This window comes from Collinsella sp. SGI.180 (genome assembly GCF_050313455.1).
In the GTDB taxonomy this organism is placed as follows: Bacteria; Actinomycetota; Coriobacteriia; order Coriobacteriales; family Coriobacteriaceae; genus Collinsella.
This window is the reverse complement of record NZ_JBNPLL010000007.1, coordinates 15,936-33,720: the sequence shown is the minus strand read 5'-3', so window position 1 is coordinate 33,720 and position 17,785 is coordinate 15,936. Positions and strand designations below refer to the sequence as shown.

27 protein-coding genes and 1 riboswitch are annotated in these 17,785 nt (G+C 58.4%); of the genes, 23 read left to right on the top strand and 4 right to left on the bottom strand.

Annotated features, from left to right (window positions below; all coding sequences use genetic code 11):
- The first annotated feature begins 232 nt into the window (after window positions 1–232).
- Together ACQRAP_RS04440 and ACQRAP_RS04435 are read left to right on the top strand one after the other, a co-directional pair.
- Window positions 233–961, top strand: coding sequence for a DUF4230 domain-containing protein (locus ACQRAP_RS04440; RefSeq protein ID WP_427794999.1), 729 nt, complete (start codon window positions 233–235; stop codon window positions 959–961).
- A complete protein-coding gene (locus ACQRAP_RS04435) occupies window positions 954–1,538 on the top strand; it encodes a DUF4230 domain-containing protein (protein ID WP_427794998.1) in 585 nt (194 codons plus the stop codon). The genes ACQRAP_RS04440 and ACQRAP_RS04435 overlap by 8 nt, the downstream gene beginning before the upstream one ends.
- A 239-nt stretch (window positions 1,539–1,777) precedes the next feature.
- On the opposite strand, the gene ACQRAP_RS04430 is transcribed toward ACQRAP_RS04435, so the two are convergent.
- From ACQRAP_RS04430 to ACQRAP_RS04420, 3 genes are all read right to left on the bottom strand, one after another.
- Window positions 1,778–2,200 (bottom strand): hypothetical protein, encoded by a 423-nt coding sequence (locus ACQRAP_RS04430; RefSeq protein WP_427794997.1) that lies wholly within the window; start codon window positions 2,198–2,200, stop codon window positions 1,778–1,780.
- A gap of 8 nt (window positions 2,201–2,208) precedes the next feature.
- A riboswitch (SAM riboswitch) is annotated at window positions 2,209–2,299 on the bottom strand.
- 298 nt (window positions 2,300–2,597) lie between these two features.
- Window positions 2,598–3,287 (bottom strand): hypothetical protein, encoded by a 690-nt coding sequence (locus ACQRAP_RS04425; protein ID WP_427794996.1) that lies wholly within the window; start codon window positions 3,285–3,287, stop codon window positions 2,598–2,600.
- A gap of 124 nt (window positions 3,288–3,411) precedes the next feature.
- Window positions 3,412–4,065 (bottom strand): helix-turn-helix transcriptional regulator, encoded by a 654-nt coding sequence (locus ACQRAP_RS04420; RefSeq protein WP_427717686.1) that lies wholly within the window; start codon window positions 4,063–4,065, stop codon window positions 3,412–3,414.
- Window positions 4,066–4,332: 267 nt separating this feature from the next.
- Here ACQRAP_RS04420 and ACQRAP_RS04415 point away from each other — a divergent pair, with 267 nt between their 5' ends.
- Entirely contained in the window at window positions 4,333–4,923 is a 591-nt protein-coding gene (locus tag ACQRAP_RS04415) for a nucleotidyltransferase family protein (protein WP_427794994.1), read from the top strand.
- Window positions 4,924–5,036: 113 nt separating this feature from the next.
- Here ACQRAP_RS04415 and yqeC read toward each other — a convergent pair whose 3' ends face one another.
- Window positions 5,037–5,774 carry a selenium cofactor biosynthesis protein YqeC gene (yqeC, locus tag ACQRAP_RS04410; protein ID WP_427794993.1) on the bottom strand — a complete coding sequence of 246 codons (738 nt, stop codon included), beginning with the start codon at window positions 5,772–5,774 and terminating at the stop codon, window positions 5,037–5,039.
- A gap of 102 nt (window positions 5,775–5,876) precedes the next feature.
- Here yqeC and yqeB point away from each other — a divergent pair, with 102 nt between their 5' ends.
- From yqeB to ACQRAP_RS04310, 20 genes are all read left to right on the top strand, one after another.
- Window positions 5,877–6,671 (top strand): selenium-dependent molybdenum cofactor biosynthesis protein YqeB, encoded by a 795-nt coding sequence (gene yqeB, locus ACQRAP_RS04405; protein WP_427794992.1) that lies wholly within the window; start codon window positions 5,877–5,879, stop codon window positions 6,669–6,671.
- A 9-nt stretch (window positions 6,672–6,680) separates the two neighbouring features.
- Window positions 6,681–7,724, top strand: a complete 1,044-nt coding sequence (locus ACQRAP_RS04400) for an XdhC family protein (RefSeq protein WP_427794991.1) — start codon at window positions 6,681–6,683, stop codon at window positions 7,722–7,724.
- A 219-nt stretch (window positions 7,725–7,943) separates the two neighbouring features.
- Window positions 7,944–8,126 carry a hypothetical protein gene (locus tag ACQRAP_RS04395; RefSeq protein WP_427717692.1) on the top strand — a complete coding sequence of 61 codons (183 nt, stop codon included), beginning with the start codon at window positions 7,944–7,946 and terminating at the stop codon, window positions 8,124–8,126.
- Window positions 8,127–8,409: 283 nt separating this feature from the next.
- Window positions 8,410–8,967: a 50S ribosomal protein L5 gene (rplE, locus tag ACQRAP_RS04390; RefSeq protein WP_154516073.1), complete on the top strand. Its 558-nt coding sequence runs from the start codon at window positions 8,410–8,412 to the stop codon at window positions 8,965–8,967.
- Window positions 8,968–9,046: 79 nt separating this feature from the next.
- Window positions 9,047–9,232 (top strand): type Z 30S ribosomal protein S14, encoded by a 186-nt coding sequence (locus ACQRAP_RS04385; RefSeq protein WP_022094280.1) that lies wholly within the window; start codon window positions 9,047–9,049, stop codon window positions 9,230–9,232.
- Window positions 9,233–9,351: 119 nt separating this feature from the next.
- The gene (gene rpsH, locus ACQRAP_RS04380; RefSeq protein WP_006235262.1) at window positions 9,352–9,750 is read left to right on the top strand and encodes a 30S ribosomal protein S8; all 399 of its coding nucleotides are present in this window, start codon (window positions 9,352–9,354) and stop codon (window positions 9,748–9,750) included.
- Window positions 9,751–9,783: 33 nt separating this feature from the next.
- Window positions 9,784–10,320 carry a 50S ribosomal protein L6 gene (rplF, locus tag ACQRAP_RS04375; RefSeq protein WP_370450587.1) on the top strand — a complete coding sequence of 179 codons (537 nt, stop codon included), beginning with the start codon at window positions 9,784–9,786 and terminating at the stop codon, window positions 10,318–10,320.
- A gap of 75 nt (window positions 10,321–10,395) precedes the next feature.
- Window positions 10,396–10,764 carry a 50S ribosomal protein L18 gene (gene rplR, locus ACQRAP_RS04370; RefSeq protein ID WP_118270231.1) on the top strand — a complete coding sequence of 123 codons (369 nt, stop codon included), beginning with the start codon at window positions 10,396–10,398 and terminating at the stop codon, window positions 10,762–10,764.
- Window positions 10,765–10,778: 14 nt separating this feature from the next.
- Window positions 10,779–11,303: a 30S ribosomal protein S5 gene (gene rpsE / locus ACQRAP_RS04365; RefSeq protein WP_154516070.1), complete on the top strand. Its 525-nt coding sequence runs from the start codon at window positions 10,779–10,781 to the stop codon at window positions 11,301–11,303.
- Between the two features lie 2 nt (window positions 11,304–11,305).
- Window positions 11,306–11,488 (top strand): 50S ribosomal protein L30, encoded by a 183-nt coding sequence (gene rpmD / locus ACQRAP_RS04360; protein ID WP_154516067.1) that lies wholly within the window; start codon window positions 11,306–11,308, stop codon window positions 11,486–11,488.
- 3 nt (window positions 11,489–11,491) lie between these two features.
- Window positions 11,492–11,941 carry a 50S ribosomal protein L15 gene (gene rplO, locus ACQRAP_RS04355; protein WP_006235267.1) on the top strand — a complete coding sequence of 150 codons (450 nt, stop codon included), beginning with the start codon at window positions 11,492–11,494 and terminating at the stop codon, window positions 11,939–11,941.
- Window positions 11,935–13,221, top strand: a complete 1,287-nt coding sequence (secY, locus tag ACQRAP_RS04350) for a preprotein translocase subunit SecY (protein ID WP_370450586.1) — start codon at window positions 11,935–11,937, stop codon at window positions 13,219–13,221. Before rplO ends, secY begins: the two co-directional genes overlap by 7 nt.
- 18 nt (window positions 13,222–13,239) lie before the next feature.
- Window positions 13,240–13,866 (top strand): adenylate kinase, encoded by a 627-nt coding sequence (locus tag ACQRAP_RS04345; protein ID WP_347486596.1) that lies wholly within the window; start codon window positions 13,240–13,242, stop codon window positions 13,864–13,866.
- Window positions 13,863–14,651, top strand: coding sequence for a type I methionyl aminopeptidase (gene map, locus ACQRAP_RS04340; protein WP_427794990.1), 789 nt, complete (start codon window positions 13,863–13,865; stop codon window positions 14,649–14,651). Before ACQRAP_RS04345 ends, map begins: the two co-directional genes overlap by 4 nt.
- Window positions 14,652–14,883: 232 nt before the next feature.
- Window positions 14,884–15,102, top strand: a complete 219-nt coding sequence (gene infA, locus ACQRAP_RS04335; protein ID WP_035137443.1) for a translation initiation factor IF-1 — start codon at window positions 14,884–14,886, stop codon at window positions 15,100–15,102.
- A gap of 150 nt (window positions 15,103–15,252) precedes the next feature.
- Window positions 15,253–15,366 (top strand): 50S ribosomal protein L36, encoded by a 114-nt coding sequence (gene rpmJ, locus ACQRAP_RS04330; RefSeq protein ID WP_006363204.1) that lies wholly within the window; start codon window positions 15,253–15,255, stop codon window positions 15,364–15,366.
- Window positions 15,367–15,380: 14 nt separating this feature from the next.
- The gene (gene rpsM, locus ACQRAP_RS04325; RefSeq protein WP_154516058.1) at window positions 15,381–15,755 is read left to right on the top strand and encodes a 30S ribosomal protein S13; all 375 of its coding nucleotides are present in this window, start codon (window positions 15,381–15,383) and stop codon (window positions 15,753–15,755) included.
- 14 nt (window positions 15,756–15,769) lie between these two features.
- Window positions 15,770–16,174, top strand: coding sequence for a 30S ribosomal protein S11 (gene rpsK / locus ACQRAP_RS04320; protein WP_006235274.1), 405 nt, complete (start codon window positions 15,770–15,772; stop codon window positions 16,172–16,174).
- A gap of 19 nt (window positions 16,175–16,193) precedes the next feature.
- On the top strand, window positions 16,194–16,790 hold the full coding sequence (rpsD, locus tag ACQRAP_RS04315) for a 30S ribosomal protein S4 (protein WP_006235275.1): 597 nt from the start codon (window positions 16,194–16,196) through the stop codon (window positions 16,788–16,790).
- A gap of 32 nt (window positions 16,791–16,822) precedes the next feature.
- Window positions 16,823–17,764, top strand: a complete 942-nt coding sequence (locus ACQRAP_RS04310) for a DNA-directed RNA polymerase subunit alpha (RefSeq protein WP_154516055.1) — start codon at window positions 16,823–16,825, stop codon at window positions 17,762–17,764.
- The last annotated feature ends 21 nt before the right edge of the window (window positions 17,765–17,785 follow it).

The window sequence follows — 17,785 nt, the reverse complement described above, 5'->3', positions numbered from 1 at the left end:
TGAATCTGCTGAGGGATAGGTGCGAGGTATCTGATGGCGAGCTAAAGCCTGATGCTGATAATGCCAATGGTGCTGGCGAGAAGAATGAGGGCTATCAACGCAATCACAACTGCCAAAACCGCATGCAACCGCTTCATTTTTGCCTCCTACCGAACCGGAAGAAATGTGTGCAATAACTGCTGATAGAATTTTACCAGCAGATTACTACTCAACGGTATGAGTGAGGTTTGTTTTGGAACATAGCAAACACGAGAGGGACATTCAGCCCGAATGTACCTCCGGGCATGATGAGCGTGTGGAAGTGATTCGAGAAGAAGCGGTCGAGGTGAATGACAAGCGGGGCAAGAAGGTTGTCGATTTTTTCGGAAAGCTATCATTTAAAGTAAAGATTGTTTTGCTCGTGGTTGTGGCGGCTGTCCTCTTTATCTTTTTTCGCGGCGTCCTCCCTTGGATAACCGATAACCACGAAACTCAGTACCTCACGACATCGGATCTTAAGTCTGCTGTAGATATCGACAGTCTTTCTACGGTTGATTACACCTACCACGGCATCGTCGAGAAACACGGCAGGTTCCTCTGGATGGATCGCGTGGAATATCGCGTTAAATACGAGGCTCACATTCGTGCATCGTTTACGATGAGCGACATCCAGTTTGGCATCGACGAAGAGAATAAGGTCGTTACCGCCTATCTCCCCAAAGCGCAGGTTGGCGAGCCTCAGCTCGACAATAGTAAGTTTGGCTACCTTCCCGAAAACGCAACTGCAGATATAAAAGATGTTCTGTCACTTTGTCGTAAAGATGCCGCAGACGAAGTCGATAAAAAAGAGATTAAAAAACAGGCGGACACGAGCTTGCGGGATACCGTGAAGGCCCTGACGCTGCCGCTTATCGAGGGTGAGTACGAGCTTGATTTCAAACCGTTGGCCGATTACAAGGGGGAGGCTGACTCCAATGCGTAAACCATGGTTGGTATGCTTTGCCCTCGTGGCGGCGCTGTCGCTTACTGGGCTTTCGGGTTGCGCAAAAAAAGACGAAGAGCCTGATTTTTCGGATTATACGAAGATTGCCGAGCTTGCTACCGTTGAGTGCAGATTCCATAACGTCGCGGAAATCTATAACGACGGCACCAATATGTTGTTTGGGATAAACGTGGGATACAAGAAAGCGTGGTTCGAGTATGACGGAACGGTGCAACTGGGCGTTGACGTCTCCAAGGTAGATGTCAGTAGGCCGGACGAGAACAATGTCGTAACTATCACAGTCCCTAATGCGCAGATCCTCGGTCAGCCCCAAGCCGACGAGAGCACCTTTTCCGATATCTATAGCGATACCGGGTTGCTAACTCCTATTACGACAGTTGACCAGTCTGCTGCGCTTGAAGAAGCCCAAAATGAAATGATAAAAAGTGCCGAGGGCAATTCAGCATTGATGAACAGCGCCCGTGAAAGAGCTAAAACTCTCTTGAGTCAGTACGTCACTGGAATTGGTGAGCGGATGGGCGAGAAGTACGAAGTTCAGTTTAAGGATGCAGAATAGGCTGACTTACAATTGCCTTGCTTGAGAGGGGCTTCGGATATGAAGGGCCTCCCATTTCTGGTTGTGTTAGAGATGGGAGGCCTCTTTTGTATTCAACATCTCTTTACTGCTGCGTATCTAGCCGCGGCATCAATGAACTTCGCTAGCGCTTTCGGACTGTCAAAGGCAGACACAAGTGCCAGCCTTTTGACACCGTGTGATCAAAGACTGCGCGCCACCATGATGCCTCCTGCGTTCGTCTACGCCATCGCGATCCCGCGGGCAGCACTCAGCAGCTCGTACTCCCTCTGGCTCCACTGGCGCAGCTCGGCCGCGCGCACGGCATCGCGACACAGGTCCAAAAACACCTCGGCTCCCTCGCAGAAGCACTCGCGGGCAAAGGCGCCGGATCCGTCCGCAACGCACATGCCGTCTGCAAACAACTTCCAACTCGACGGCTCGCACGAGTCATCTCCGAGCAGCTTGATCTGCAGTACGTGCGGGTCGCCGGCGGCGCAGAGCTCTTCCTCGAGCTTCTGTACCGTAAAGCGCATCTGGTGGGAGAGGCTGCTCTTGACCATGGCCGAGGCATAGCCGCTCGGTGCGTCCAGAAGATGCATTCGTTTTGGCTTGGCTGCCAGGTTGTGGAAATTGCGCTCGCTGCGCACGGAGAAATTGTCCATACGGACTCCTTTCATCGATGTTGGCAGGGCCACCGTGCCTCTTGGCCGGTTGGCGTCGGGATCGTGGAGCCAACTCTCTACCCCGACTCTGGATAAAACGCGCCCGCTCCTTGCGGGCACGATGGAGTCTATCAGCGCGCGCGGACAATAATCAAGCGCCGCCTGCGAAATGATGTGCAGACGGCGCTTGATTACGCGGCAATTATTCGGCCAACATTCGGAAAAGTGTCGAAATCAGCCGTAAGAAAGTACGGAAAAGTGTCGGAATCGGCACCTCAAAAGTACGGAAAAGTGTCGAATCTGACGGTCTCAACATCTGGAAAAGTGTAACCGGATAACAAAACAGCACGTAGAAGCTGGTGCTACATATGGACGTTTCAGCCGCCCTCAGCCCTCGCTACTCGTCCCCGTCGTTGGGGTCGCCCTTGAGGTTGTTGACGTCGAGGTAGTCGTTGCTCTCGTCCTCTTTTTGCTGCGTTGCCGATTCGGACTCGACGGGGCTGCGGAACAGCTGGAATCCCTCAAACGCAATGACGCCAAGTAGCACTACGACGATCGCTATAAAGATAATCTTTGCTACTGGATTGAAATCCAAAAAGCGCGGCGCCTCTTCTGTGGCGTAGTAGTCGCCATAATAATCGTCGTTATCAGTGTGGCTATCGGTGTATGAGGATGTGGGTATAGCTTGCGCATGGTCGTCCGGCTCGTATTCGGAAGCGGACGCGGCGACAAGCGGATTTACCGGCTCGCCGAGCGTCGGCGCTCCGGCAGATGTTTCGTCCAGATCGGCATCAGCCCAGGAATCGAAGGCAAACTGACGGGTCGCAAAGTCGTCGAGATCTGCAATGGGCGGTTCGGGCGCAAGATGCTGCGCCGCGGCGATAAACGATGCCGTCTCGGAGGGATCGCCTGTCGAATGGGTTCCGCCGCCCATGGGCTCGTCGGCTGTCCAGGGGCGATCGCTCATCACGTCGTCGAGGCTCAACGCAAACAGATCGTCTTCGCCCTCGTCAAACGCGCGTTTCGCATGCCTGGCGGCAGAAGCGAAGCCTCCGTGGTCGTTGCGCGATGCGTTGCTCGACCCCATCTTGTTCCATCCTTTCGAACTGTCTCGTCCTTCGATTATATGGAACTTGCCTTGCGGCCGAGTCTTGGATTCGTGCATTCCAGAACTCACGCCCAAAAGGGGAGAGGTGATCCGGCCGAGTTGCCTACTTGTCGCCGGCGGCAGCCTTTGCCTCGTTGAGGTAGCTATAGAAGCTGTACTTAGAGATGCCAAAGAACTCGCAGGCACGCTCGCTCGACTTGGAAATGAGGAAGGCGCCGCGACGGTCGAGGTAGCCAATGGCGCGAATGCGCTCATCTTTGGTCATAAGGGCTGCGGGCTTGCCCACGTATTGCTCGCACTCGCGCAGCAGATCTTCGAGCAAGTCGCCGATGGTTTTGGTAATGGGCTCGGGCTCGGTGTAGCCCGTGCCGTCGGTGCCGGTAAAGGCATCGAGCGAGCGCTCAAAAGCTTTCATGAGCGTAATGTCAAAGTTAATGCCCAAAATGCCGACAGGCTTGCCTTCGTCGTTGCGGATAAAGATGGTCGAGGACTTAAGCAGCTTGCCATCGGCGGTTTTGGTGAGGTATGGCTCGCGGTCGTGCACGTCGGTGGTGTCCTCGTGCATGGACTCAAACACAATATGGCTGGGACCGTCACCCAGCTTGCGCCCGCTTACATGGCCGTTTTCGATTACCACGATGGAGTGGTCCACGTCCTCGGTCTCCAGGTCGTGGACGACGACTTCGCAGTTGGGGCCAAACTGGAGCGCCAGGCCGTGTGCAAGGCGCTTATAAAACTCAATCTGTGCGGGGGTCATGGGTGCCTTCCTAAAAATTAGTTTGGGCACACTTTGCCATAAACCCCACTTGTTCGCAAATAACGAAAGCGTCGCTGCGTTATGAGCGAAACGCCGTCCGTTGGTTTCAGGCCTAAAGCCGGGTTGAGGTAAACCATGTAAAGGGGGCGCTCTGCCAACCGGCGGGGTGCCCTCTTTTTGCATCGTGGGCGTGCGGGATAAGCGCTTTCGATGTAGATGCCCCGCGACGCGCGTTATGGGTACGATGGCTTCAGGGGAGGTATCGCCATGAAACTTGGTTGCGTCATTATGGCTTCGGGCGAGGGCAAGCGGTTTGGCTCTAACAAGATGCTTGCCGATATCTATGGCGAGCCGCTGATTGCCCGGACCATCGATTCGGTTCCCCGGGGCTTTGACGTTGTGGTTTCGACGCGTTGGCCCGAGGTTGCTCAGATTTGCGAGGACAAGCATTGCCCGTGCGCGCTGCACGAGGGCGAGCTGCGCAGCGAAAGCGTCCGTGCGGGCCTTTCGTGGGGAGTCGATCACAACTGGAAAGGTTGCCTCTTTTTGCCGGGCGACCAGCCGCTCGTGAGTTCGGATTCCTTTGAGGCACTCGCCGGTGCTTTTAAGGCCAACGGCGGTGTCGCGCCCGTGCGTCTTGCCCTGAACGGCGAGCCGGCCTCTCCGGTGCTGTTCCCCGCGAGTTTCTTTCCTAACCTTATGGGGCTTAAGGGCAAGGACGGCGGATCGTCGCTGCTGCGCGGCCGTGCCGATATCCAGTTGGTCGAGGCACGTGGCTACGAGCTGTGGGATGTCGACACCGCCAAGGGCCGGCGCCGCGCCTCAGAACACGTTGCGGCCTGCTACGTGCCCCGCTAGCAGGGGGTGCCGCCAGGGTAGCTAATTTGGGACGGGGCTCTTTTAGCTACCCTGCCTACCTGATGATTTTTCTCTCAACATGGGGTAGCTAAAAGAGCCCCGTCCCAAATTAGCTACCCCTGGAGGCTGGTGGCGACGACGGGGCGGCCGAGGGCAGCCTCGAAGCGGTCGGCCATCGTGGAGTCGCTGAGCGCGTCGACTTGGTTGAGCATGACGCGTGCGGCGTCGAGCCTCAGCGCCTGCATCTCGGCATTGAGCACCTGGGCGACGCGCTCGGGCGTGGCGATGTCGGTGGTCTCGCAGCCGCAACGCTCGCAAAAGAGCTCGGGGCGGTGGACGGCTTCGTTGATGGGCTTGCCGAGCCCCGAGGCGCCAACGATCCAGACGATGTTGGCCGTGCCAGAGGGAATCACCGGCTCCCAGGCGGCGTGGGCCTTGAGCGGGAGCCGCTTGCTGCCGTCCGCCTCGGCCAAGACGTAGTTAAAGCGCTGTGCCAGCTCGCCGAGCGGCTCGGCGGGGGCGGAGAGCTTGCCCGTCTCGGGGTCCAAGACACCTGCTTGGCAGATGCTTCCCCGCGCAAGGCCCGCGCAGGCCTCGCAGGTGCAACCGGGGACATGTGCGGCGCCCGGCTTCCAAGGTGCGGCGTCCAGGCGACGACTCGACCCGTCCCATGGCACGCCGGCGACGGGAAACGTATGCGTGGTGGTGCAGAGGAGCACGCGGCCGCCCGCGCGCATAAGCTCAAGGCCGAGCGTCTTTAGCAAGGTCGACTTGCCGCCGCTGCCGATAATCGCGGTAATGCCCGGCTCGATCCTGAGCGCCGAGGCGAGATTGCCGCTAACCGTTTCCATCTGTTCACCGCCGTATAATACTGTGATAATAAATAATCATCAGAGTAGCGGTCGAACCGCTTTTGCTCTGCTCAAACCGTAGCACAGGGAGGTGCCCCGGAAATGCTCGTTTATGTTCGCGGCGCCGGCGATATCGCCACGGGCGTCGCCGCCCGTTTGGTGCGCGCCGGCGTGTCGGTTGTCATGGCCGATATCGCGGTTCCCACGTGTATCCGTCGCACGATCAGTTTTTGCGAGGCCATTCGCCTGGGCGAGGTCGAGGTCGAGGGCATTCGCGCCCGCTTGGCGCAGACGCCGGCAGAGGCGCTTGCAATTACCCAGGCCGGAGATGTCGCCGTTGTGGTGGATCCCCAGGCCAAGATGCTCGACGAACTTAAGCCCGCTGCCGTGGTCGACGCGATCCTGGCCAAGCGCAACTTGGGCACCACGCGCGATATGGCGCCTGTCGTCATCGCCGTAGGACCGGGCTTTACCGCGCCGGTCGATTGCGATGCCGTGGTCGAGACCATGCGCGGTCATTTTCTCGGCCGCGTCATCACCCAGGGCTCGCCCCAGCCCAATACGGGCGTGCCGGGTGTCATCGCCGGGTATGGCAAGGAGCGCGTTATCCACAGCCTCGCCGCCGGTGTGTTTAGGTCCGACCGCGTGATCGGCGACATCGTGAGTGCCGGCGATGTGATCGGGTATGCGGGCGACACTCCCATGGTCACGCAGATTGACGGCTGCTTGCGCGGGCTTTTGGCCGACGGCGTTCTGGTGACCGAGGGCTTTAAATGTGCCGATGTCGATCCACGCGGCGATGCCAGCTATATCAACTATATTTCGGACAAGGCGACGTCGGTCGGCGGCGGCGTGCTCGAGGCGCTCGCCATGTTCACCGACGTTTTTAGGGGATAGGAAGCGACGATGGAAAAGCTCGATGTGGTGAATGCTGCGCTTGGCGCTCTGAAGGCCGGTAAGACGTGCGAGCTGGTGGTAGTTGCCGGCACGGCAGGGTCATCGCCGCGCGGCGTGGGCGCTTGGATGGCCGTCTTTGCCGATGGCAGCCAAGCGGGCACCATCGGCGGCGGTAAGATTGAGCTCCTTGCGCTGGCCGAGGCGCGCGAGCTGTTGGCCGCAGGGCAGTCGCGCCTGGTCCGCTACACCATGGGCGGCGAGAACTCCGATACCGGCATGATCTGCGGCGGAGCCATCTGCCTGTGTTATCTGCACCTGGATGCATCGCAGGCGCCGTTGTTCCAGTCGGTTGCCGACGTCTTGGCGTATCGACGCATCGGCGACTTCGTCATCGACTTTGGACCGTTTATCGCAAGCGCGCTCGAAGGCGACGCTGCCGAATACCATGGCGAGGAGTCGCGCCGCACCATTGTGGGTTGCCCCGGGCTTTCGCTGACGGAAGAGGGGAGTAAGGTCACCTACACCAACGCCGCCTCCGAGATTCCCCCGGCGCACATCGAGACGCTTTGCCCCGAGGGCCTGACATACATCTTTGGCTGCGGTCACGTGGGCGCCGCGACGGCGCGCGTGCTCACGGCGGCGGGCTTTGCCGTCGTGGCGTGCGACGATCGCCCCGGCACGTTGACACCCGAATGGGTGCCCGGCGTCTACGACCGTCGTCTGGTCGACTACAAGAACCTGGACGAGCAATGCTCCATCGGTCCGCGCGATCTGGTAGTCGTCGCCACGGCGGGCCACAAGTCCGATATCGATGTGGTGATTCAGGCCTTGCGCGCCAAGCCCGCCTATTTGGGTTGCCTGGGTTCGCGCCGCAAGACGGCCTTTGTGCGGGCTCGCTTGGAGCAGGAGGGCTTTACGCAGGACCAGATCGACGAGCTGCACCTGCCGATCGGCGTTGCCATTCAGGCCGAGGACCCCGAAGAGATCGCCATCTCCATCGCCGCCGAGATGATCCATCTGCGTCGCACCAAGCTCGTCCCCCGCAAGCGCTAGTCGCATCCCAGGGGTAGCTAATTTGGGACGGGGCTCTTTTAGCTACCCTGCCTGCTCGATGATTTTCGCTCGCTGTTGGGTAGCTAAAAGAGCCCCGTCCCAAATTAGCTACCCCAGCCCTCTGCCGCATGCGGGTCAAAATGCTACTTGTGCCATATGCCCTATAATGTCCGCCCGTTGGGCGGCATAGGGCCGCTGCCTAGGGTATGGGAGGCGCAAATGGCAGAGTCGGTGGCAGGGGACGCCCTGTTCGAACGTACGGGAAAAGTTTCGTTTGTGCAGGTATTGCCCCATGCACTGCAGCATGTACTGGCGGCATTCGCGGGTATCGTCACGCCCGCTATCATCATCGCGTCGGTCTGCGGCTTCACGCCTCAAGAGGAAGCCGATGAGTTGCGGTGAAATACGGATTGTTTAAGCCGGTTAAGCCGTCAAACAGTCCCTATTTCACCGCAACTGTTTTTTGGGACCCATTTGTGCGGGGGAGTTGTGGAGTTGTGCAGGCAGACGATGTTTTTCTGGAAATACGCACCCAATGCGCGTATAGTACCGATTGTTTTGTCGGCTCCTGCTGTGTCGAGTCCAAACCGCGAAATGCCATGAGCGGCGCGGATGCAGTCAGGAGGCACGAGGACAACCCACCGTGGCCACGCCCCGTGCTTAAAACCCCAAGAAGGAGTGAACAATGGCAGAAGAGAAGTATGTGCCGCGTCTGAAGGCCAAGTACAACAACGAGGTCAAGCAGCAGCTTCAGGACAAGTTCCAGTACGAGAACGTCATGATGATCCCCAAGTTTGAGAAGATCGTCGTGAACATGGGTGTCGGCGAGGCCGCTACCGATTCCAAGGCCATCGACGGTGCCGTGCGCGACCTGCGCGCCATCACCGGCCAGCAGCCGATGATCACCCGTGCCCGCAAGTCCATCGCTACCTTCCGCCTGCGCGCTGGTATGCCGATCGGCTGCAAGGTTACCCTGCGTGGCGACCGTATGTGGGAGTTCTTCGATCGTCTGACCTCCGTCGCTATCCCTCGTATCCGCGACTTCCGCGGCATCTCCGCCAAGAGCTTCGACGGCCGTGGTAACTTCTCCATGGGCGTCACCGAGCAGCTCATCTTCCCCGAGATCGACTTTGACTCCGTTGATCACCAGCGTGGTATGGACATCACTTTCGTGACCACCGCCAACACCGATGAGGAGGCCAAGGCCCTTCTGGACGCCTTCGGTTTCCCGTTCAAGAAATAGGTTCACCTGCCCTATAAGCGCCGTTCCCACAAGGGGGCGGCGCTTGGGGCGAACAATACTCTATGTGAGGAGGATATAAGTGGCTAAGACATCGATGATCGTCAAGTGCAATCGCAAGCAGAAGTTCTCTACTCGTGAGTACACGCGCTGCCAGCGCTGCGGCCGTCCGCACTCTGTGTACCGCAAGTTCGGCCTGTGCCGTGTCTGCTTCCGCGAGCTTGCACTCAAGGGCGAGCTTCCCGGCGTTAAGAAGGCCAGCTGGTAAGTCACTACCAGCGTTTCAAGCATCCGTTTGGAACAGGGAAAACGTGCTAGTTAGGCTTTGCCGTTAAGGGCGGCGAAGAACCAAGAGCACGTGTTCATCAAGAACGAAGGAGAATCTGTATGAACCTTACAGACCCGATCGCAGATATGCTTACGCGCATTCGTAACGCTAACTCTGTGAACAAGGCCACGGTCTCCATGCCGAGCAGCAAGAAGCTCGTCGAGATCGCTCGTGTTCTGCACGAGGAGGGCTACATCGAGGGCTACGATGTCGAGGACACCGTCCCCCAGAAGACTCTGCACATCACGCTTAAGTATGGTCCCAAGAAGGCTAAGGTCATCAACGGCATCCGCCGCATTTCCAAGCCGGGCCTGCGTAAGTACACCGGCGTTGCCGACATGCCCCGCGTCCGCGGTGGCCTTGGTACCGCCATTATTTCCACCAGCCATGGCGTCATGACCGACCGCGATGCTCGCAAGCACAACGTCGGCGGCGAGATCATCGCTTACGTCTGGTAATTCGCTCGGTAGGTAGAAGGAAAGGAGATCACCGTGTCTCGTATCGGTAATAAGCCTGTCCAGATTCCCGCCGGAGTCGAAGTGGCAGTCAACGGCAACAACGTTGTCGTCAAGGGCCCCAAGGGCCAGCTCGAGCTCGATGTCTATGAGAAGCTCGCTATCAATATCGAGGACAACGTCCTCACCGTTTCCCGTCCCGACGACGAGCGTGAGACCCGTGCCCGCCACGGCCTCACCCGCGCCCTCATCCACAACATGGTTGTTGGCGTTTCCGAGGGCTTCGAGAAGAAGCTCGAGCTCGCCGGCGTCGGTTACCGCGTGCAGCAGAAGGGCAAGAACCTCGAGTTCTCCCTGGGCTTCTCGCACCCCGTGATCGTCGAGGCTCCCGAGGGTATTACCTTCGAGGTTCCCGACAACACCCACGTGAACGTCAAGGGTATCAACAAGCAGCAGGTCGGTCAGATCGCCGCTGAGATCCGCGGCCATCGTCCTCCCGAGCCTTACAAGGGCAAGGGTATCCACTACGTTGGCGAGCACATCCGCCGCAAGCTGGGTAAGGCCGCCAAGTAGTCGTAACCGACTCACTCGCATAAGACCAGCACCCCGTTAGGTGCTGGCAAGATCAACCTTTTTAGGAGTTTACGTATGAACAAGCATAAGGCGAAGCTGGAAGGCCTCAAGCGTCGTCAGCGTCGTGTTCGCGGCAAGATCTCGGGTACCGCCGAGCGTCCGCGTCTTCGCGTGACCCGTACTAACGCCAACATCTATGCCCAGATCATCGACGACAGCAAGGGCTCCAGCCTGACGCTCGTCTCTGCCTCGACCCTCGAGGCCGAGTTCAAGGGCACCCACACCTCGAACAAGGAGGCTGCGGAGAAGGTCGGTCAGCTCGTTGGCAAGCGTGCCATCGAGGCCGGCATCACCAAGGTCGCCTTCGATCGCGGTGGCCGTATCTACCATGGCCGCGTCAAGGCCCTCGCCGACGGTGCTCGTGCCGCCGGTCTCGAGTTCTAGGAGGTATGTAGCACATGGCTCGTAATCAGAAGCAGCAGCGCGAGGCCTCCGAGTTCGAGGAGCGCGTCGTTTACATCAACCGCGTGTCGAAGACCGTCAAGGGCGGTCGTCGCATGAGCCTCGTCGCTCTCGTCGTCGTTGGCGATGGCAAGGGCAACGTCGGCGTTGGCATGGGCAAGTCCGCTGAGGTGCCCATGGCCATCTCCAAGGCGTCTCTCGATGCCAAGAAGAACATGTTCCACGTGCCGGTGACCGAAGAGGGCACCATTCCGCACGAGGTTATCGGCCACTTTGGTGCCGGCCGCATCATCATCAAGCCCGCTGTCGAGGGTACCGGCGTTATCGCCGGCGGCGCTGTGCGTCCCCTCTTTGAGCTTGCTGGCATCAAGAACGTCCTGTCCAAGTCCCTCGGTACCGACAACGGCCTCAACATCATCAAGGCTGCCGTCGAGGGCCTCAAGGAGCTCTCCAGCCCTGAGGACGTCGCGGCTCGCCGTGGCCTGACGGTCTCCGAGATGTTCGTCGGTAAGGAGAACTAAGCATGGCTGACACCATCAAGATCAAGCAGGTCCGCAGCACCAACGGTTGCAAGCAGGACCAGGTCCGTACTGTCCGTGCCCTCGGTCTCCACAGGATCCGCGAGGTTCGCGAGATTACTGACAACGAGTCCGTCCGCGGCATGATCTTCAAGGTCAAGCACCTTGTCGAGATTGTAGAGGAGTAGCAAATGCAGCTTCACGATCTTACTCCCGCGCCCGGTTCCACCAAGAACCGCAAGCGCGTTGGCCGTGGCAATTCTTCGGGTCACGGCACCACTTCTGGCCGCGGCCAGAAGGGCCAGGGCTCTCGCTCTGGCGGCACCAAGGGTGCCGGCTTCGAGGGTGGCCAGACTCCGCTGGCTATGCGCCTGCCCAAGCTTCCGGGCTTCCGCAACCCCCGTCGTATCGAGTACACCGCTGTTAACGTTGAGCGTCTCGAGCGTAAGTTCGAGGATGGTGCTGTGATCGACGGTGCCGCTCTTAAGGCCGCTCGCATCACCAAGAGCGAGTTCGAGCCCGTCAAGGTGCTCGGCAATGGTGAGCTTACCAAGAAGTTCACGGTCAAGGTCGACAAGGTCAGCGCTTCTGCGCAGGCCAAGATCGAGGCCGCCGGCGGAAAGGTCGAGCTGCCGTGCTAAATGGTCTTAAGAATGCTTTCCGCATCAAAGAACTGCGCGAAAAGATTCTTTTTACCATAGCTATGCTCGTCGTGTACCGCATTGGTGCGCACGTTCCTGTGCCCGGCATTCCCTTCCAGGGGATGCTGGGCCTTTTCTCGACCGATAACAATTCGGTCGCCGCAGGTGCTATGGCCCTCCTGAATCTTTTCTCTGGCGGCGCGTTGAGCTATGTGTCGGTGTTTTCGCTGGGCATCATGCCTTACATCACCAGCTCGATCATCCTCCAGATGCTCCAGGCCGTTGTGCCTTCCCTGCATGAGCTTGCCCGCGAGGGCGAGGTCGGTCAGACCAAGATTACGCAGTATTCGCGTTACCTCACCCTGGCTCTGGCAATCCTCAACTCCGTGGGTTACCTCTTCCTCTTTAAGAGCTTCGGCATCAGCTTTAATGGCGCCGCCGCTCCCGAGATCATCTTCGACCTCATGATCGTCGGCACGCTCACCGCGGGCGCCATGCTGATCATGTGGATTGGTGAGCTCATTACCCAGCGCGGTATCGGCAATGGCATGTCGCTGATCATCTTTGCGAACATCATGGCCGGTCTGCCGCAGGCGATCTTCTCCAGCACCGAGGGCAATGGCGGTGGCATCATCACTATGGTGATCATCTGCGCCATCATCCTGCTGGTTATCCCGCTGATTGTTTTCCTTGAGCGCGGCCAGCGCCGCATTCCGGTCTCCTACGCTAAGCGCGTCGTGGGCCGTCGCATGATGGGTGGCCAGACCACTTACCTGCCCATCAAGGTCAACACCGCGGGTGTCGTGCCGATCATCTTCGCTTCGGCGCTGCTGTACTTCCCGGCTCAGGTTGCCGTGTTCTTCCCCGGCATCGGCTGGATTCAGGCAGTTGCCTCTGCGCTTTCGACCGGTTGGCTCAACTGGGTGCTTAACGTTGTCCTCATCGTGTTCTTCGCGTACTTCTACACCTCCATGGTGTTCAATCCCGATGACACGGCCGACAACCTTAAGAAGCAGGGCGGCTTTATTCCGGGCGTTCGTCCGGGTAGGGCTACCGCGGCCTACATCAAGAACGCGCTCAACAAGATTACGCTTCCCAGCGCTGTCTTTTTGGCGCTCATCGCCATCGTGCCTTCGATCATCTTCTCCTTCACGGGCAATCAGCTGATCCAGGCATTTGGCGGCACGTCCATCCTCATCATGGTCGGCGTCGTGCTCGACACGGTCGACAAGCTCGAAGGCCAGATCAAGATGTATGATTACGATGGATTCTTTAAATAGGCTAGAGGAGGATTGCTCATGAACCTCGTATTGCTCGGAGCTCCGGGTGCCGGTAAGGGCACCGTTGCACAGGAGCTCGTCGCCGAGTTTGGCGTCGCCCACATCTCCACGGGCGACCTGCTGCGTGCTGCCGTCAAGGGTGGCACCGAGCTTGGTATTCAGGCTAAGAAGTACATGGACGCTGGCGAGCTCGTTCCCGACCAGCTCGTGATCGACCTTGTCAAGGAGCGCCTTGCCGCCGATGACGCCCAGCAGGGCTTCATCCTCGACGGCTTCCCGCGCAACACCGCCCAGGCTGTGACGCTCGATTCCGAGCTCTCCGCCATGGGTCGCGAGATCGACTGTGCCCTTCTGGTCGACGTGGCCCCCGAGGTCATCATCGATCGTCTGTCCTCGCGTCGCACCTGCCGCGCCTGCGGTTACACCGGCACTGCTGCCGATGTTACCTGCCCCAAATGCGGCGGCGAGATGTATCAGCGCGACGACGATAAGCCCGAGACCATCAAGAACCGTCTCGACGTCTACGAGAAGTCCACGAGCCCGCTTGTCGATTACTATCGTGGCCAGGGTCTGCTCAAGTCGGTCAACGGTGACCAGGCTCGCGAGACCGTATACGGGGATGTCAAAGAGGCCCTCGGTCTATGATTAAGATTAAGTCTGCAACGCAAATCGAGCAGATGAAGAAGGCAGGAGCGCTATCTAAGATGGCGCTCCGCCACGTTGGAGCCATGGTGCGCCCCGGCGTTTCGACTTTTGAGCTCGATCAGCTCGCGGAGCAGATTATCCGCATGCATGGCGGCACCCCGGCCTTTAAGGGTTACGGCGGGTTCCCGGGGACCATTTGCGCATCGATCAACGATGCCGTGGTCCACGGTATTCCCAACCCCGATATGATCCTGCGCGATGGCGATATCATCTCCATCGATACGGGAGCCGTTGTCGACGGTTGGGTTGGCGATAACGCATGGACGTTTTTCGTCGGCACCCCTACGCCCGAGGCCAAGGCCCTGTGCGAGGTTACGTGCGATTGCCTTAAGGCTGCCATTGAGCAGGCTGTTCCCGGTAACCATATCGGGGATGTTGGTTATGCCGTCCAGTCCCTCGCCGAGTCTCACGGTTATGGCGTGCTTCGTGACTATGTGGGTCATGGCATTGGCCGCGTGATGCACGAGGACCCCAACGTTCCTAACTATGGAAAGAAGGGGAGGGGCGTTCGCCTCCAGGCCGGTATGGTCATTGCCATCGAGCCGATGGTAACGATGGGTTCCAACCATGTGAGCACGGGCTCCGACGGTTGGATCGTCACCACCAACGACCACCTGCCCGCCGCGCACTACGAGAACACCGTCGCCATCACCAATGACGGTCCGGTGATTCTCACCACGGATGCGCAAGGATCCTGGTGTTCGCTCCAAGGCGGAGAAATGTAAAAGTCGCCGCCCCCTGATGCCCAACCTCGCCTTTCAATTTCGAAGGCATGACCCCAAGGTCTATGCCTTCTCATTTCAAGGCGATCTTGGGCATCAGGGAACGGCTTTGTTTTACATTTCAAATGTAACAAGTTCCACGTAGTTGTGGAGCCATTACGAAGTTATTACGATGCGTGTATACGTGTTGTAGAATACTCAATCGCTGTCGTTTTCTAGAGAAAGATGATTGCTTGTGAAGAAGGAAGACGCAATTGAGCTCGAGGGTACGGTAAAGGAACCGTTGCCTAATGCCATGTTTAAGGTCGAGCTCGAGAACGGTCATTCGGTTCTGTGCAACATTTCTGGCAAGATTCGAATGAATTACATCCGTATTCTCCCCGGTGACAGGGTTGTCGTGGAGCTTTCCCCGTACGACCTGACCCGCGGCCGCATCACCTATCGCTACAAATAGCGGCACGCATACACGCACTCTATTTCCGACTGCAGGCTTAGCTCAACCTACGGTCGGATTGTGTGTGAAGACCAGCCATAGTTTTAAACGCCTGCGGCTGGGCGAGTAGATAGTAGGGAAGTAGTTTGAGCGCTACCGAAAGGAAGAACGATGAAGGTACGTCCTTCGGTCAAGAAGATGTGCGATAAGTGCAAAATCATTAGGCGCCATGGCAAGGTCCTCGTCATTTGCGAGAACCCCCGTCATAAGCAGCGTCAGGGTTAAGAGAGGAGACTACGTTGGCCCGTATTAATGGTGTCGACCTCCCGCGTGAGAAGCGCGTTGAGATCGGTCTGACCTACATTTACGGCATCGGCCGCACCACTGCGACGAAGATTTGCGTCGAGTGCAACGTTAACGTGGATACGCGCGTTAAGGACCTCACCGAGGATGAGGTTAACGCCATCCGCGAGTATATCGACAAGAACCAGATCATGGTTGAGGGCGACCTCCGCCGTGAGCGCAACCAGAACGTCAAGCGCCTTATGGACATCGGCTGCAACCGCGGCCTTCGTCACCGCAAGGGCCTCCCGGTCCGCGGCCAGCGCACCCACACTAACGCTCGTACCCGCAAGGGCCCGAAGCGTCAGATCGGTGCTAAGAAGAAGAAATAAGGAGCGCTAGATAGATGGCTACTGCTAAGAAGAACGTTCGCGCTGCCCGTCTGAAGCGCGCGGACCGTAAGAACATTTCCGTGGGCCAGGCTCACATCCGTTCTACGTTCAATAACACGATCGTTTCGATCACCGATCCCCAGGGCAACGTCATTTCCTGGAAGTCGGCTGGCCAGGTGGGCTTCAAGGGCTCCCGTAAGTCCACGCCGTTCGCTGCCCAGATGGCTGCCGAGGCTGCTGCCAAGCAGGCCATGGAGCACGGTATGAAGAAGGTTTCCGTCTTCGTCAAGGGCCCCGGCTCCGGTCGTGAGACCGCCATCCGCTCCCTCCAGGCTGCTGGCCTCGAGGTCTCGAGCATTCAGGACAAGACCCCCATCCCGCACAACGGCTGCCGCCCCAAGAAGCGTCGCCGCGTGTAACTGAAAGGATCGTATCAATATGGCAATCGACAGGACTCCTGTTCTTAAGCGCTGCCGTCAGCTCGGGATCGATCCCGCTGAGCTCGGTTACAGCAGCAAGAAGGAATCTATCCGTCAGCCCAAGCGCCGTCGCAAGGAATCTGAGTACGGCATGCAGCTGCGCGAGAAGCAGAAGGTCAAGTTCATCTATGGCGTTCTGGAGAAGCAGTTCCACGGCTACTTCAACAAGGCCCGTAAGATGAACGGCGTCACCGGTGAGAACCTCATGATCATCCTTGAGTCTCGCCTCGACAACGTTGTTTTCCGTCTTGGCTTCGCTCGCACCCGTAAAGAGGCTCGTCAGTCCGTCCGCCACGGTCACTTCACCGTGAACGGCAAGCGCGTGGACATCCCGTCCTACCGCGTCAAGGCCGGCGACGTCGTCGCTGTCGGCGAGAAGTTCCGTGACCTCCTCCCCATCAAGGAGGCTCTGATTTCCTCCGAGCGCTTTGAGGTCCCTGGCTGGCTTGAGGTCGATATCGAGAAGCTGTCTGGTAACGTGCTCGCTCTGCCGACGCGTGAGCAGATCAGCGGTGATATCAACGAGCAGCTCATCGTCGAGCTCTACTCTAAGTAGTCCATCCGGGCTGCTGAGGCTGGAGGTAATACATGTCAGAATTCATTAGGCCTCAGGTTCAGGTCGAAGAGATCAACGAGACGTCTGCTCGTGTCTCCGTCGAGCCGCTCGAGCGCGGTTACGGTGATACGCTGGGCAACTCCCTGCGTCGCGTTCTTCTGTCCTCGCTCGAGGGTGCCGCCGTCGAGGCTATTCAGATCGATGGTGCGCAGCACGAGTTCATGACCATCCCTAACATGGTCGAGGATGTCACTGACATCGTCCTGAATGTCAAGGGTCTTGTCTTCAGGGCTCTCGGCACGACCGACGAGGCGACCGCCACCATCTCGGTTGACGGCCCCTGCGAGGTCACCGGTGCGGACTTCTTTATTCCGTCCGAGTTTGAGTTGGTCAACCCCGAGCAGCACATCGCTACGCTCACCGAGGGTGGCCATCTCACCATGAGCATGCGCATCGGCTATGGCCGCGGCTATGTCTCTGGCGAGGCCAACAAGCGCGACAACGATCCCATCGGTGTGATCCACGTCGACTCGCTGTACTCGCCGGTATCCCGTTGCGCCAAGCTCGTTGAGGCTTGCCGTGTCGGTCAGCACACCGACTACGACCGCCTTGTCCTCGAGATCGAGACCAACGGCTCCATCGCCCCGCGCGACGCCGTGGTCCAGGCTGCCAATATCATCAACCAGCATATGGCTGCCTTTATGAACCTTGCCGAGACCCCCGAGGTCGAGGAGGAGGTTTCGATCTTCGCTCCCGAGGTCACCAACGACAACGCCGAGCTGGACAAGCAGATCGAGGATCTGGACCTTTCTGTCCGTTCCTACAACTGCCTTAAGCGTGCCAGCATTCACTCGGTCCGTCAGCTCGTTGAGTTCTCGGAGAACGATCTTCTGAACATCCGCAACTTCGGTGTTAAGTCGATCGAGGAAGTGAAGGACAAGCTTGAGTCCATGGGCCTGAGCCTGAAGGCTTAATGCTTCGCATATTTGAGGAGA